At 32.5% G+C, this 14,026-nt stretch carries 14 protein-coding genes; 8 read left to right on the top strand and 6 right to left on the bottom strand.

The window, feature by feature from the left end; genetic code table 11:
* The first annotated feature begins 19 nt into the window (after nucleotides 1-19).
* The 4 genes from P7122_RS07015 to P7122_RS07000 are packed head-to-tail and all read left to right on the top strand — an operon-like array spanning nucleotide 20 to nucleotide 4,176.
* Nucleotides 20-1,945 carry a BatA domain-containing protein gene (locus P7122_RS07015; protein ID WP_278005069.1) on the top strand — a complete coding sequence of 642 codons (1,926 nt, stop codon included), beginning with the start codon at nucleotides 20-22 and terminating at the stop codon, nucleotides 1,943-1,945.
* Nucleotides 1,942-3,195 carry a dihydroorotase gene (locus P7122_RS07010; RefSeq protein ID WP_278005068.1) on the top strand — a complete coding sequence of 418 codons (1,254 nt, stop codon included), beginning with the start codon at nucleotides 1,942-1,944 and terminating at the stop codon, nucleotides 3,193-3,195. Before P7122_RS07015 ends, P7122_RS07010 begins: the two co-directional genes overlap by 4 nt.
* Nucleotides 3,195-3,521: a hypothetical protein gene (locus P7122_RS07005; protein WP_278005067.1), complete on the top strand. Its 327-nt coding sequence runs from the start codon at nucleotides 3,195-3,197 to the stop codon at nucleotides 3,519-3,521. Before P7122_RS07010 ends, P7122_RS07005 begins: the two co-directional genes overlap by 1 nt.
* Before the next feature lie 7 nt (nucleotides 3,522-3,528).
* The gene (locus P7122_RS07000; RefSeq protein WP_278005066.1) at nucleotides 3,529-4,176 is read left to right on the top strand and encodes an alpha/beta hydrolase; all 648 of its coding nucleotides are present in this window, start codon (nucleotides 3,529-3,531) and stop codon (nucleotides 4,174-4,176) included.
* On the opposite strand, the gene P7122_RS06995 is transcribed toward P7122_RS07000, so the two are convergent.
* Both P7122_RS06995 and P7122_RS06990 read right to left on the bottom strand, forming a co-directional pair.
* Entirely contained in the window at nucleotides 4,173-4,679 is a 507-nt protein-coding gene (locus tag P7122_RS06995) for a hydrolase (protein WP_278005065.1), read from the bottom strand. The two genes, P7122_RS07000 and P7122_RS06995, sit on opposite strands and share 4 nt — an antisense overlap.
* A 9-nt stretch (nucleotides 4,680-4,688) precedes the next feature.
* The gene (locus tag P7122_RS06990; protein WP_278005064.1) at nucleotides 4,689-5,450 is read right to left on the bottom strand and encodes an MBL fold metallo-hydrolase; all 762 of its coding nucleotides are present in this window, start codon (nucleotides 5,448-5,450) and stop codon (nucleotides 4,689-4,691) included.
* 91 nt (nucleotides 5,451-5,541) lie between these two features.
* Here P7122_RS06990 and P7122_RS06985 point away from each other — a divergent pair, with 91 nt between their 5' ends.
* Complete coding sequence (locus P7122_RS06985) at nucleotides 5,542-6,993, top strand: TonB-dependent receptor (RefSeq protein ID WP_278005063.1); 1,452 nt, start codon at nucleotides 5,542-5,544, stop codon at nucleotides 6,991-6,993.
* Between the two features lie 85 nt (nucleotides 6,994-7,078).
* Here the strand turns inward: P7122_RS06985 and bcp are convergent, their stop codons facing one another.
* Both bcp and P7122_RS06975 read right to left on the bottom strand, forming a co-directional pair.
* Complete coding sequence (bcp, locus tag P7122_RS06980) at nucleotides 7,079-7,534, bottom strand: thioredoxin-dependent thiol peroxidase (protein ID WP_278005062.1); 456 nt, start codon at nucleotides 7,532-7,534, stop codon at nucleotides 7,079-7,081.
* Nucleotides 7,535-7,618: 84 nt separating this feature from the next.
* A complete protein-coding gene (locus P7122_RS06975) occupies nucleotides 7,619-8,731 on the bottom strand; it encodes a glycosyltransferase (RefSeq protein WP_278005061.1) in 1,113 nt (370 codons plus the stop codon).
* 206 nt (nucleotides 8,732-8,937) lie between these two features.
* Between P7122_RS06975 and P7122_RS06970 the strand changes: the two genes are divergently transcribed.
* Together P7122_RS06970 and P7122_RS06965 are read left to right on the top strand one after the other, a co-directional pair.
* Complete coding sequence (locus tag P7122_RS06970) at nucleotides 8,938-9,594, top strand: endonuclease III domain-containing protein (protein ID WP_278005060.1); 657 nt, start codon at nucleotides 8,938-8,940, stop codon at nucleotides 9,592-9,594.
* Nucleotides 9,595-9,640: 46 nt separating this feature from the next.
* Entirely contained in the window at nucleotides 9,641-10,192 is a 552-nt protein-coding gene (locus tag P7122_RS06965; RefSeq protein WP_278005059.1) for a hypothetical protein, read from the top strand.
* A gap of 25 nt (nucleotides 10,193-10,217) precedes the next feature.
* On the opposite strand, the gene P7122_RS06960 is transcribed toward P7122_RS06965, so the two are convergent.
* Together P7122_RS06960 and P7122_RS06955 are read right to left on the bottom strand one after the other, a co-directional pair.
* Complete coding sequence (locus P7122_RS06960; protein ID WP_278005058.1) at nucleotides 10,218-10,364, bottom strand: hypothetical protein; 147 nt, start codon at nucleotides 10,362-10,364, stop codon at nucleotides 10,218-10,220.
* A gap of 57 nt (nucleotides 10,365-10,421) precedes the next feature.
* Complete coding sequence (locus tag P7122_RS06955; RefSeq protein WP_278005057.1) at nucleotides 10,422-11,006, bottom strand: RNA polymerase sigma factor; 585 nt, start codon at nucleotides 11,004-11,006, stop codon at nucleotides 10,422-10,424.
* Between the two features lie 230 nt (nucleotides 11,007-11,236).
* Between P7122_RS06955 and uvrA the strand changes: the two genes are divergently transcribed.
* Nucleotides 11,237-14,026 (top strand): excinuclease ABC subunit UvrA, encoded by a 2,790-nt coding sequence (uvrA, locus tag P7122_RS06950; protein WP_278005056.1) that lies wholly within the window; start codon nucleotides 11,237-11,239, stop codon nucleotides 14,024-14,026.

Below are 14,026 nucleotides of genomic sequence, written 5' to 3'. Positions count from 1 at the left end.
AAAAAATTGAACACTAGGAATGCAGTTTAAACATCCCGAATTACTTTACGCACTTTTTTTACTGATAGTTCCTATACTTATTCATCTATTTCAGTTACGTCGTTTTCAGAAAGTACAGTTTACTAACGTCAAATTCCTAAAAGCCGTAAAACTACAAACCCGCAAAAGCTCTCAACTAAAAAAGTGGCTGACATTACTTACCAGAATGTTGTTGTTAGCTTGCGCCATTATTGCGTTTGCACAACCATTTATACCAAATACTGAAGATTTTAATGAAACACAAGAAACCGTTGTGTATCTGGATAATTCATACAGTATGCAGGCTACTGGCAAAAACGGAAGTCTATTAAATGAGGCTATTCAGGATATGATAGACAACTTTCCTGAGGATGAAAAAATAAGTCTGTTTACTAATACGCAAACCTTTAGAAACACAAGCTTAAAGGCTTTAAAAAATGATTTAATTCAATTAGAGCACTCGCCTACTCAACTAAATTATGATGCCCTTTTTATTAAAGGAAAAGAATTGTTTTCTAAAGATAAATCGTCTTCCAAAAACCTTATTCTAATTTCAGATTTTCAGCAGAAAGACAATCCTGTTACGTTTGAAACCGACAGTACGATTAACCTTAAGTTAGTTCAACCAAAATCTGCATTAGTTTCTAATGTGAGTATTGATAGTGTTTATGTTGCGAATTCTAATTCTGAAACTTTAGACTTAAATGTAAAACTATCAAATCAAGGTGAAGTTATTGAGAATACTACAGTTTCCTTATTTAATGATGACGTTTTATTAGCAAAAAATGCTGTAGATATTAGTAAAAATTCTGAAGCTACATTTTCGGTTTCTAACAATGCCGTAATTAATGGAAAATTAGTTATTGAAGATGCAGGTTTGCAATACGATAATAGCTTTTATTTTAATATAAATTCTAAACCAAAAATTAAGGTTCTTGCCATAAACGAAAATACTGCTGACAATTTCTTAAAACGCATCTATACAAATGATGAATTTGAGTATAATTCTTTTAAAGTAAACAATCTTAATTTCAATATTATTCCAGATCAAAATCTAATTGTTTTAAATGAATTAGAAAGCATATCTGATGCTCTAAGAACAGCTCTTGTGTCGTTTAAAGATGATGGAGGACACATCTTAACTATGCCTTCAAAAGAAATAAATTTAAACACTTATAATCAGCTATTTAACAACTCTAACACACCTCAATACAATTCTTTAATCAATCAACAAAAACGTATCACAACCATTAACTATAATCATCCGCTTTTAGCCAATGCCTTTTATTCTAAAGTTAGTAATTTTCAGTATCCAAAAGTAGAAACTTCATATAGTTTTTCTTCCAATGCAAATAGTGTTTTATCATATGAAGACGGCAACGCTTTTTTGGTTGGATCTGATGGAATTTATGCTTTTTCAAGCGCCTTAAATGATGACAACTCTAACTTTAAAAATTCACCTTTAATAGTTCCTGTACTATATAATATAGGTAAGCAAAGTTTAAAGCTACCACAACTCTATTACTCTATAGGTCAACCAAATTCAATTGCTATAAATGCTGTGCTTGGACAAGATGATATCTTAACACTTGGTACAGATGAGAATACTGTAATTCCGCTACAAAAAACGTATAGTAAAACTGTGGTTTTAGAAACTATTGATTACCCTGTAAATGCTGGTATCTTTAATGTAAAAAATGAATCTAAAATACTGCAAAACCTAAGTTTTAATTACAATAGAACAGAAAGCGACTTAAATTATTTAGACTTAAAGCGCAACACAAATGTTTCGGTAAATGAAAGTTTAGCAACTACAATAAACGACATAAAAAGTAGCTCAACTATTAATGCACTATGGAAATGGTTTGTTATTTTTGCGCTAGTATTTTTAATAATAGAGATACTTCTCCTAAAATATCTTAAATGAACGTACTCATAAAATCTGCCACTATCGTTGATTCTAAAAGTGAATTTCATAACGAAACAGTAGATATTTTAATTGAAAAAGGACGCATTTCTAAGATTTCTAAAGGCATTTCTAATCCTGATAATTACAAAGAAATTAAACTAGATAACCTCCATGTTTCTCAAGGTTGGTTTGACAGTAGTGTTTCTTTTGGAGAACCAGGTTATGAAGAGCGCGAAACCATAGAAAACGGACTTAAAACTGCTGCGGAATCTGGTTTTACAGCCATAGCACTAAACGCAAATTCTAATCCTGTAATCGATAGCTTTGCTGATATTACTTTAGTAAGAGCAAAAGCCCAAAACAAAGCCACTAGCCTCTATCCTATTGGAGCTTTAACAAAAGCTAGCAATAGTACAGATTTGGCAGAGTTGTTTGATATGAAAAACGCAGGAGCAGTAGCATTCTACGATTATCAAAAACCAATCTCTAATCCTAACCTTTTGAAAATTGCCTTGCAATATGCCAGTAATTTCGATGGTTTAGTGTTGTCTTTTCCACAAGAATCAAAGATTTCTGGTCTTGGTGTGGTTAACGAAAACATAAATAGTACACGCTTAGGATTAAAAGGAAATCCTGGTTTGGCAGAAGAATTGCAAGTTGCCAGAGATTTATTCCTTTTAGAATACACAGAAGGAAAACTACATATACCAACGATATCTACTGCTAAATCTGTAGAACTTATTAGAGAAGCAAAGGCTAAAAAGCTTAATGTAACATGCAGTGTAGCTGTGCACAATTTGGTGCTAACAGACGATAGTCTAGAAGGATTTGATACCAGATACAAGGTTTTACCTCCACTAAGAACACAGAGTGATTGCGATGCTTTAATTGAAGGATTAAAAGACGGCACTATTGATATGGTAACATCTGACCACAACCCTATTGATATTGAACATAAAAAAGTAGAGTTTGACCATGCAAAATATGGTAGTATTGGCTTAGAGTCTGCTTTTGGTGCATTACAAACTGTGTTTACAACTAAGAAAGCCATAAGTATTCTTACGAATGGAAAATCTAGATTTGGTATTTCTGAAACTACTGTAAATATTGGAGAAGCTGCTAATTTAAGCTTGTTTAATCCAGACAGTAAATTTCAGTTTAGCAAAGAAAACATAACTTCAAAATCTAAAAACAGTGCTTTTCTTGGCATGGAACTAAAAGGAAATGTTTACGGAGTTATTGCTAATAATAAAGTGGTTATTAAATAATGGTAAACTCAGACATTAAAGACGGAAAAACCTTAGCAGCCGTCGGTTACATAACTCCACTTGGTTTAATTATTGCTATTTCTCTAAATCTAGAAAAAAAGAATCCTTATATCTTTTTTCATGCCAGACAAATGATTGGCTTAATCATAATGCTGGTTTTTTCTAATGTATGTGAAAAACACGTTAACTCTTGGTTTGGAACAGCGCTATGGTTTGTAACTTTTGTTTCCTGGCTCTATTGTTTAATATATGCTATTATTGGAGAGTATAAATTACTTCCTGTATTAGGACAGTATTTTCAAGATTGGTTTAAAAACCTAAAATAACAGAAAAATGACCACAGATCTACATTATATAAAAAGACCAAGCTCTTTAAAAGAAAATGCACCTTTACTTATTATGTGCCATGGTTATGGAAGCGATGAAAACGATTTATTCTCTTTTGCTTCAGAATTACCAGAAGAACTATTTGTTATTTCTTTGAGAGCGCCATATGCCATGCAACCTTACGGAAATGCTTGGTATGCTATAAATTTTGATGCAGAAAAAGGAAAGTGGAGCGACAACGTACAAGCAAGACAATCGGTAGATTTAATTGCCAACTTTATAGATTATGCTTGTGACGCTTATTCTGTAAACAAAGATAACGTTACTCTGTTAGGCTTTAGTCAAGGCACTATTTTAAGTTTATCTGTGGCAATGAATTATCCTGAAAAATTAAAAAATGTTGTTGCACTTAGTGGTTATCTTAATGAAGATATTTTACCAGAAAGTATTGACAAAAACAAAGTATCGCACTTAAACATTTTTAGTTCTCATGGCTATGCAGACCAAGTAATACCTGTAGATTGGGCAAGAAAAACACCAGAATACCTTAAGAATTTAAACATTAATCATGTTTATAAAGAATATCCTGTTGGGCATGGTGTTGCACCTCAAAACTTTTACGATTTTAGAGATTGGCTTAAAGACTACCTCTAGCCTATTTTCGGATACATAAAATACTCAACCAAGTTATATTTAAGGTCGTTATTTTCATCAATATCATATTTTATGAATATTTCGCCCCAATATTCTCCATCTGTAAAGTTGGCTAATATCCATTTGTGATTTACTATTCTTATTTTGTTGATTAACAATTTAGAACCTGTCATAGACACAAAAGGTACAATTGGATGCTCCTCCCCTTCATAATCGTTCATTTTATATAACCCTTCTGTAATTGCAGTTATCAGCTTATCAGTATCATACCCTTGAGCTATAAAATAATCCAAAGCGTTGTCATTTCTTTCAATATTAAAATAAGTAAGCTCAAAATTTTGATCCTCTAACTGAGTTATCGTTTTTTCTTGAGTTTCAATGGTCGCTTTAAACGTTTTTATATCTTTTTCATACTTGTCTAAAATATTTTTAGAATTCACATATTGAAATACGAATGCTAATGCTGAAAAAATAAACAAGTACATAAAAATTCTACTCTTCATAACTCTATTTTAAATATTGATTTTTAAATTATCATATGCCAAAAAAACGTTCTCTGGCAACTTTTGTTGTACGTCATCATGAAATCCCATATGATGACTTATATGTGTTAAAAATGCTTTTTTTGGATTTACTTTTTTTATAAAACTAAGCGCCTCTTCTAGATTAAAATGAGACATATGTGGCTCTTCTCTAAGTGCATTTACAACCAGTACTTCTAAGTTTTGTAACTTTTCTATTTCTTTATCTTCAACAGTTTTCATATCTGTTAAGTAAGCAAAATCTTTAAACCTAAACCCAAAAACCTGTAGCTTATAGTGCAATCCATCGATTGGTACAACTTTTAGATTTCCTAACTGAAATGGTTTATTTTTTATAACATGCTGCGTTACACTTGGCACGCCAGGATATTTTTCTTTAGTCGTAAAAATATAGTCGAACCGCTTTTGTAACGCCTTAAAAACTCGCTTGTGTGCATATAGATCTATATCGCCTTGTTTAAAGAAGAATGGTCTAATATCATCTAAACCCATAGTATGATCTGCATGCTCGTGAGTAAAAATAACGCCATCAATTTTAGAAACATTTGCTTTGAGCATTTGTTGCCTAAAATCCGGACCGCAGTCTATTACATAAGTATATTCATCCCATTCTACCAGAACAGAAACTCGCAATCGCTTGTCTTTGGGATTGTCACTCAAACAAACAGGATGTGTACTACCTATTATTGGTATTCCTTGCGATGTTCCAGTACCTAAAAATGTTACTTTCAAAAGGTGTTAAGTTTGAAACAAAAATAAGGTTATTTTTTTGTTTGCAATAGTAAATTAATACCTTTGCGAAAACGATGTAATCCCAATATCTATGGAAGAAATAACGTATAAAGGCGACTTTGAAATAGAAAATATTCCTTCATTAAAAGACAAAGCCTTACGTATTAACCTTAATAAAGACATTTACGGCACATTTGCAGAGATTGGTGCAGGACAAGAAACTGTGCGTCAGTTTTTTAGAGCAGGTGGTGCTTCTGGCACTATTGCCAAGGCTATGTCTGCCTATGATAAGCACTTTAGTGATGCTATTTATGGTATTGAGGATGATAAGCGTTACGTAACAGAAGCTAGACTTCGCAAAATGCTTATTCACGAAGTTAACTTAATGGAAGAGCGTATTCCTAGAGATGATAATCCTAACAAAATTTTCTTCTCTTATGCCAATACTGTAGCTACTATTGACTTTGCAAAAAAATATAAAGGTCATGGTTGGGTTGGTATTAAATTTCAGGTAAAGCCAGAAGGCGAATACAATGAAATTGTACTTCATATAAGATTTAAAGAAAACGATGCTAGATTACAGCAAGAAACACTTGGTAAATTAGGTACTAACTTAATTTATGGTGCTTTTTACAAGTACAATCAACCTAGAAAATTACTTAGATACTTATACGATCATTTAGATAAAGATCAATTAGAGATTGACACTATTAATTTCTCTGGTCCTGTTTTTAATGATGTAGATAATCGTTTAATGAGCTTACAACTTGTTAAAAACGGAATGACAGATGCTGTAATGTTTGCACCAGACGGAAATAACGTTTTACCTGCTCGTGTACTTTATAAGAAAAATATCTTAGCATTAAGAGGTAGCTTTAGACCTGTAACTAAAGTAAACATGGACATGTATGAGAAATCATACGAAATGTTTGTAAAAGAAAATAAAGTAGATAAAGATAATACTCAGGTTATTTTTGAAATTACACTTTCTAATCTAAGAGCTGAAGGAGAAATAGACGAGCAAGACTTTATGGACAGAGCAAGATTGCTTTGTTCGTTAGGGCAAACCGTTTTAATTTCTAATTTTCAGGAGTATTATAAACTTGTTGAATACTTCTCTCAATATTCTAAAAATAGAATGGGATTAGCTTTAGGAGTTAACAATTTAGTAGACATTTTTGACGAAAAATACTATCGCCATTTAAGTGGTGGTATTCTGGAAGCCTTCGGAAAACTATTTTACAAGGACCTAAGAGTTTATCTTTACCCAATGCAGAATGAAGATGGAAGTATTACAAACAGCGAAAACCTTAAGGTTCATCCTCGTATGAAAGAACTATACAAGTTCTTTAAATACAACGGAAAAGTAGTAGATATTACTGATTTTGACACCTCTAACCTATCTGTTTTCTCTAGAACTGTACTTAAGAAAATAGCAAATGGAGATTCTGGATGGGAAGAAATGCTACCAGAAGGTGTTGCTAAGCTTATAAAAGAAAAGAGTTTATTTGGCTGCGAATCTGAAGAAGTAATGCACAAGTAAAAAACAATAAAGCATAAAAAAAGCGACCTACTTCGACTACGCTCAGTAACCGAAAGGTCGCTTTTTTTTATAATCTTTTTTTGAGTTATTCACTCAAAATTTGATCTGTATGTGCTTTGGTTTTCACCTTGGTAATTACATCTTCTAATATACCGTTTTCATCAATTACAAATGTGGTTCTATGAATACCATCGTACTCTCTTCCCATAAACTTTTTTGGTCCCCAAACACCAAAAGCTTCAATAACAGATTTATCTTCATCTGCTAATAAAGGGTACTGAAAACCATATTTATTTTTAAAGTTAGATTGACGCTTAGCACTGTCTGCACTTACACCTAATATCTCATAGCCTTTAGATTTAAAGCGTTCATAGTTGTCATTAAGATTACAAGCTTCCGCAGTACAACCAGGTGTACTTGCTTTTGGATAGAAAAAAACAACTAACTTTTTTCCATTATAATCTGACAAGGAAATGGTATTTCCATCTTGATCTTTTGCTGAAAAATTTGGTGCTTTATCACCTACTTTTAAATGCGTCATAATTGCTAAAATTTGTTTTTGTAAAAATACAATGAATGACGAAGCAAGAAAAGGTCGATTTTGTTATAAATACGTTAAACCAAACTATTTTATAACAAGTTCCTCAAAAAGCGCTTTCCATTGGTTCATTATTTTTTCAACAGAAAACCTCTCAATGTTTTTACTTGCCATTTTACCCATCTCTTTTCTAATGTGTTCATCTTTTATTAGATGGCATGTAGAATCCGCCAATATATCAATATTGTTTTGAGGCACCAGAATACCATCTACAGCATGCGAAATTATCTCCCTTGGACCATAATCACAATCAAAAGACACAACAGGAATGCCAAACGACATTGCCTCCATCACCACCAAAGGAAAAGCCTCTATCCTGGAACTACATAAAAGAATTGATGAGTCTAAATAGATACTAGAGACATCTTTTGTATGTCCTTTAAAAGTAACACTATCTGTAATATTTAATTTTTCAGCTAATTTTAAGAGATCTAGATTATGAGTAGCCTTTCCAACAATTATAAGTTTCCACTCAGGATGTTTTTCCGCTACTTTTTTCCAGCACTTTAGCAACATATCAAACCCTTTTATAGGATCATGTCTGCCTATGGCTAATACTTGCTTATTCTCTAATTTAGCAATTCTTTTTTCAGTATTGATTATTACGGGATTATTTATTATTTCAATATTTTTTACCCTTAACCAATCCACGCGATGTGCTTCTGACAATAGCACAAACTTATCGTAATGCCTACCTGCTCTTGCCAGTAATCTCTTTTTTACTTTATTTAAAACTTTTGCTTTTGCTGTATTATTAACACCCTCAAAATTGAGTTTTTTTGTATCGTGTCTTTGATAAATTAGTTTGAAGTTTCCTTTAATAAATCGCGGTAAATACAAACTAAACATATCACTTTCGCAAGCAACAACAATCTGTGGTTTAATTTTTTTTAGCGTGATATTAAGGGCTTTTATCTTAGCATAAATACTTTTTACATTAGTAGTAGCTCTTTTTAAATAATGTAAACTAACATTTTCATTGAGCTCAAAAAAGTTCTTATCCTCAATCTCATTTTGCTCTAATAGAATTAGGTCTATCTCATAATCATAGTTTTCAATAAAATAATTAATCTGAAAAGCTATCATTCGCTGAATACCAGATGTTCCGTTAATTTTATTTGCTATATATACTAGCTTCACATGTGTTTTTTAAAATTTCACTAAAAGAGCATTCAAATTTTGTGGTTTTGATTATTCTATCAAAATAAAAATTCGATTACTTGTTAAAGAGTGAAAAATCAAGGATTAATTGTGATTTTTAATTATTAGCCACACTTCCTATCACTTAGTTTTTACAGGATTTTAAAACCAATTCTTTAAATTTGTTTTTTATAATCTGAGCACAAATGACTAAGCAAGAAAAGGTAGATTTTGTTATAAATACATTAAATGAACTCTATCCAGAAATTCCTATCCCGTTAGACCATAAAGATCCATATACATTATTGATAGCTGTGCTAATGTCTGCACAGAGCACAGATGTACGTGTCAATCAAATTACTCCGCTTTTATTTGAAAAGGCTGATAATCCTTATGATATGGTAAAGCTCAGTGTAGAAGAAATTAGAGAAATTATAAAACCCGTTGGTTTATCTCCGATGAAGAGTAAAGGTATTTATGGTTTATCTCAAATTCTTATTGAAAAATATGACGGTAAAGTTCCTCAAACATACGAAGCACTAGAAGCTTTGCCTGCAGTTGGCCACAAAACAGCAGCTGTAGTATTATCTCAAGCCTTTGGTATACCTGCATTTCCTGTTGATACTCATATTCATCGCTTGATGTATCGTTGGAATTTAACCAATGGCAAAAACGTAGTGCAAACCGAAAAAGATGCCAAACGTTTATTTCCTGAAGAATTATGGAACGATCTCCACCTTCAAATTATTTGGTATGGCAGAGAGTACTCACCTGCTCGTGGTTGGGATTTAGAAAAGGATATTATCACCAAAACTATTGGAAGAAAATCGGTTTTAGACGACTATTATAAAAAGAAAAAATAATACTTAGTTGGTATAATTATTGAGGTCATTTCTTAAACTATCAACCATGAAAAAAGCTCTAATATTTCTAGTACTTTTAATACTAACATCTTGTATACCATATAAAATAGCACCAAAATTTAAGAACAAAGAATACAAGGTGATGAAAGCAAAAAAGTTTGAAAGAAAACTAGGTAGAGAAACCGCTTTTATCTTTAAAGATCCCAAAGATGCTGATGAGTTTTATAATTACATCAATACTAAATACCAACTTAACCATAACAATGTTGGTTTAAACTCACCTATCTTAATTCATGGAAAAACATGTTTTTTCAGCTACCAAGAAGTTGAAAGAACAGATAAAAGCCTGGTGCTTCCACTTGTTGTAACTGACTTAAAACGCAGTAGTAACGGTAATGACCCTTTATTCGAAAAACATTACACAACCCGAAAAGGCCATTGGTATATCGTTATTACAGTTTATGATGAAAATCTAAAAAATTGTTTATTAGACAAACATCCTAACCAAGCTGAAGTACTTAATTTTTTAAAAGAATTACAGCAAGAATATCTAAAAACACATAATTACGAAGAATTATTATTCACAAAAAAATCCTGATTTTTCAATCAGGATTTCTTCCAACTTAATTCTGAAGTGCTTCAAACTTCAATTTATTATAATGTATAACACTTAAAGCCTTTGAGTAATTCAAAAGGAAACTTATCGTTTCATCTTTTGGTTTTAGGTCATTATTCTTTTTTGGGGAAGCGTTAAAGTAAATGTTTGCCATATTACCAATTTTAGGGTTATTCTATGGCTAAAACGTAACTTAAAACACTTTATTGTATTAATTTGTTAAAATTATATTATTCTGCTCTATAACCTTACGCATATTTATAAGCGCATAACGCATTCTACCTAATGCAGTATTAATACTAACACCTGTACGCTCAGAGATTTCTTTAAAGCTCATATCCTGGTACATACGCATTAAAAGTACTTGCCTTTGGTCCTCTGGCAACTCTTCAATGACGCGTCTCACATCAGATTCTACTTGGTCTTTAATCATACTTTTTTCAGCATTAAGACTAGAATCGCTTAACACAGAAAAAATACTAAACTCACCTGCGTTATCAAACTTAGGCATACGGTTGTTTTTTCTGAAGTGGTCTATTACTAAGTTGTGTGCAATTCGCATAACCCATGGCAAAAACTTGCCTTCTTCATTGTACTTACCACGTTTTAAGGTTCTAATAACTTTAATAAAGGTATCCTGAAAAATATCTTCAGTAATATCTCTATCATACACTTTAGAATAAATAAAACTGTAAATTTTTTGTTTGTGCCTTTCTATCAAAACTGATAATGCACCTTCGTCTCCTCTAATGTAGTTGCTGACCAACTCTGCGTCTTGGATAAGTTCTCTTTTCATAATATTACTCTTAGTAGTAAGAAGCGGACTTCTTAGCAAGGGGTTAATTTTTTAAAGTAATATTATGCTATACGCAGGTGTTTTTGAAATGATTATGTGGTAAATATAACAACAATCATTCCGAAAAAACAAAATTTCGCACCAAATTTTAACATTTTATCTAACAATAATGCATTTTATCAGCTTAAATAGATAACGTATCTTTGCAAAATTATATGCGCAAAAATCCTATGAACACTACAGTTTTAGACGTTAATCCAAAAGAAAACATCATTATAAAAGGTGCAAAACTGCACAACCTAAAAAATATTGATGTTGTCATTCCCAGAAACAAATTGGTTGTTATTACAGGACTATCTGGCTCTGGTAAGTCTAGTTTAGCTTTCGACACCTTATACGCTGAAGGTCAACGTCGTTACGTAGAAAGTTTATCGAGTTATGCGCGTCAGTTTTTAGGCAGATTAAACAAACCAAAAGTAGATTATATAAAAGGTATTGCGCCTGCCATTGCCATTGAGCAAAAAGTAAATTCTACAAATCCACGTTCTACAGTTGGTACAACCACAGAAATCTACGATTATTTAAAGTTGTTATTTGCCAGAATTGGTAAAACCTACTCACCTATTTCTGGTAGTGAAGTAAAAAAACACACCGTTACAGATGTTATAGAATTTATAAAAACGTTTGAAGAACGCGCTAAGTTGCTGCTGCTCTCACCTATTATTTTAGAAGAAGGTAGAAGTGTTGAAAACAAGCTTCAAACCTTATTACAACAAGGATATGCAAGGATAAAGTACAAAGACGATGTACTTAGAATTGATGATGCTTTAAAAGAAAACATAGCATCTGCCAAAGACCTGTATCTTGTAGTCGATAGAATTGTTTACAAAGACGATGAAGACTTTCTAAACAGACTTGCAGATGCCATAGACACTGCTTTTTTTGAAGGTGTAGGCACATGCATAATAGAATCTTTGGAAGACAATAAGCAAACTGTTTTTAATAACAAGTTTGAAATAGATGGTATGACGTTTTTAGAACCTAATGGGCATCTATTCAGTTTTAACAATCCTTATGGAGCATGCCCTAAATGTGAAGGTTATGGTGATGTTATAGGCTTGGATGAGGATTTAGTGATACCTAACACAGCACTTTCTATCTTCGAAAATGCTATTTTTCCATGGAGAGGCGAAAGCATGAGTTGGTACAGAGATCAGTTGGTGAATAATTCACATAAATTCGATTTTCCAATACACAAACCTTATTTTGAACTGAGTGATGAGCAAAAAGACATAATCTGGAAAGGCAACAAATATTTTGAAGGATTAGACAGCTTCTTTGCCGAGTTAGAATCTAAAGCTTATAAAATTCAAAATCGTGTAATGCTTTCGCGTTACAGAGGCAAAACAAAATGCAATGTTTGTAAAGGTAAGCGCTTACGCGAAGAAGCCAGCTATGTAAAGATTAATGGAGCAACCATTACAGATTTGGTAGACCTACCACTTAATGAATTAACTGTATTTTTTAAAGATTTACAGCTTAACAAATACGAAGAAAAAATTGCCAGACGTCTACTAACCGAGATAAACACACGTTTAGAATTCTTAACTAACGTTGGTTTAAGCTACCTAACCCTAAACCGAAGATCCAACACTCTTTCTGGTGGAGAAAGTCAACGTATTAACTTGGCAACATCTTTAGGAAGTAGTCTTGTAGGTTCTATGTACATACTTGATGAACCGAGTATTGGCTTACATCCAAAAGATACCGAACGCTTAATAAATGTTTTAAAAGCCTTGCGAGATCTGGGTAATACCGTAATTGTGGTAGAACACGATGAGGACATTATGAAAGCGGCTGACGAAATCATTGATATTGGTCCTGAAGCAGGAACATTTGGTGGAGAAGTTGTAGCCACAGGAAAATTTAAAGACATCTTAACTTCAGACTCTTTAACAGCGCAATATCTTAATGGACAGTTAGAAATTAAAGTTCCTGAAAAGCGTAAAACATCCAAATATCATATAGATATTGTTGGAGCCAGAGAAAATAACTTAAAAAATATTGATGTTACTTTTCCTCTTGAAATGCTCACAGTTATTACAGGTGTTTCGGGTAGTGGTAAAAGTACATTGGTAAAGAAAATTTTGTTTCCTTCAATACAAAAGAAACTTACAGGTTTTAGTGATAAAGCTGGTCAGTTTAGTGAAATGAAAGGAAATTTCAGTAACATAAAACATGTAGAATTTGTTGACCAAAACCCTATTGGTCGTTCGTCGCGCTCTAATCCTGTAACTTACGTTAAGGCTTATGACGATATTAGAGCACTATACGCATCGCAAAAACTAAGCAAAATAAGAAATTACAAAGCCAAGCATTTTAGTTTTAATGTAGATGGTGGACGTTGTGAAACCTGTAAAGGTGAAGGAGAAGTTACTATTGAAATGCAATTTATGGCAGACGTGCACCTTACTTGTGATACATGTGGAGGTAAACGTTTCAAAAAAGAAGTATTAGAAGTTCAATTTGAAGGAAAATCAATCGATGATATTTTAAATATGACGATTGACGATGCTATTGCATTTTTTCAATCTCATAACGAAACTAAAGTACAAGGAAAACTACAACCATTGCAAGATGTTGGCTTAGGTTATGTTACTTTAGGCCAGTCCTCTTCTACCCTTTCTGGTGGTGAAGCACAGCGTATAAAATTGGCAACGTTTTTAGGCAAAGGCAGTAAAAGCGATAACGCTTTATTCATTTTTGATGAGCCAACCACAGGACTGCATTTTCATGACATTCAAAAGTTATTAAAATCTTTTAGAGCATTAATAGCAAAAGGCCATTCTATAATAGTTATTGAGCACAATATAGATCTTATAAAGTGCGCTGACCATATCATAGACTTAGGACCAGAAGGTGGAAAACAAGGTGGACATCTCGTAGCTTTTGGCTCTCCAGAAGAAATTGCAGCTAATAAAAATTCTGTTACAGGTAAATATCTAAAAGAAAAGCTATAG

The sequence above is a fragment of the Winogradskyella marincola genome, from assembly GCF_029624125.1.
In the GTDB taxonomy this organism is placed as follows: Bacteria; Bacteroidota; Bacteroidia; order Flavobacteriales; family Flavobacteriaceae; genus Winogradskyella; species Winogradskyella marincola.
Note: the sequence above shows the minus strand (reverse complement) of the source record. Positions and strands in the feature narration are given on the sequence as shown.

What these genes read in the sequence shown, in the direction of transcription:
- P7122_RS06995 (WP_278005065.1), bottom strand. Translation starts at nt 4,679, where the DNA reads ATGAAGAGTAGAATTTTTATGTACTTGTTTATTTTTTCAGCATTAGCA.
- P7122_RS07010 (WP_278005068.1), top strand. Translation starts at nt 1,942, where the DNA reads ATGAACGTACTCATAAAATCTGCCACTATCGTTGATTCTAAAAGTGAA.
- P7122_RS06970 (WP_278005060.1), top strand. Translation starts at nt 8,938, where the DNA reads ATGACTAAGCAAGAAAAGGTAGATTTTGTTATAAATACATTAAATGAA.
- P7122_RS07000 (WP_278005066.1), top strand. Translation starts at nt 3,529, where the DNA reads ATGACCACAGATCTACATTATATAAAAAGACCAAGCTCTTTAAAAGAA.
- P7122_RS06955 (WP_278005057.1), bottom strand. Translation starts at nt 11,006, where the DNA reads ATGAAAAGAGAACTTATCCAAGACGCAGAGTTGGTCAGCAACTACATT.
- uvrA (WP_278005056.1), top strand. Translation starts at nt 11,237, where the DNA reads ATGAACACTACAGTTTTAGACGTTAATCCAAAAGAAAACATCATTATA.
- P7122_RS06960 (WP_278005058.1), bottom strand. Translation starts at nt 10,364, where the DNA reads ATGGCAAACATTTACTTTAACGCTTCCCCAAAAAAGAATAATGACCTA.
- bcp (WP_278005062.1), bottom strand. Translation starts at nt 7,534, where the DNA reads ATGACGCATTTAAAAGTAGGTGATAAAGCACCAAATTTTTCAGCAAAA.
- P7122_RS06965 (WP_278005059.1), top strand. Translation starts at nt 9,641, where the DNA reads ATGAAAAAAGCTCTAATATTTCTAGTACTTTTAATACTAACATCTTGT.
- P7122_RS06985 (WP_278005063.1), top strand. Translation starts at nt 5,542, where the DNA reads ATGGAAGAAATAACGTATAAAGGCGACTTTGAAATAGAAAATATTCCT.
- P7122_RS07015 (WP_278005069.1), top strand. Translation starts at nt 20, where the DNA reads ATGCAGTTTAAACATCCCGAATTACTTTACGCACTTTTTTTACTGATA.
- P7122_RS07005 (WP_278005067.1), top strand. Translation starts at nt 3,195, where the DNA reads ATGGTAAACTCAGACATTAAAGACGGAAAAACCTTAGCAGCCGTCGGT.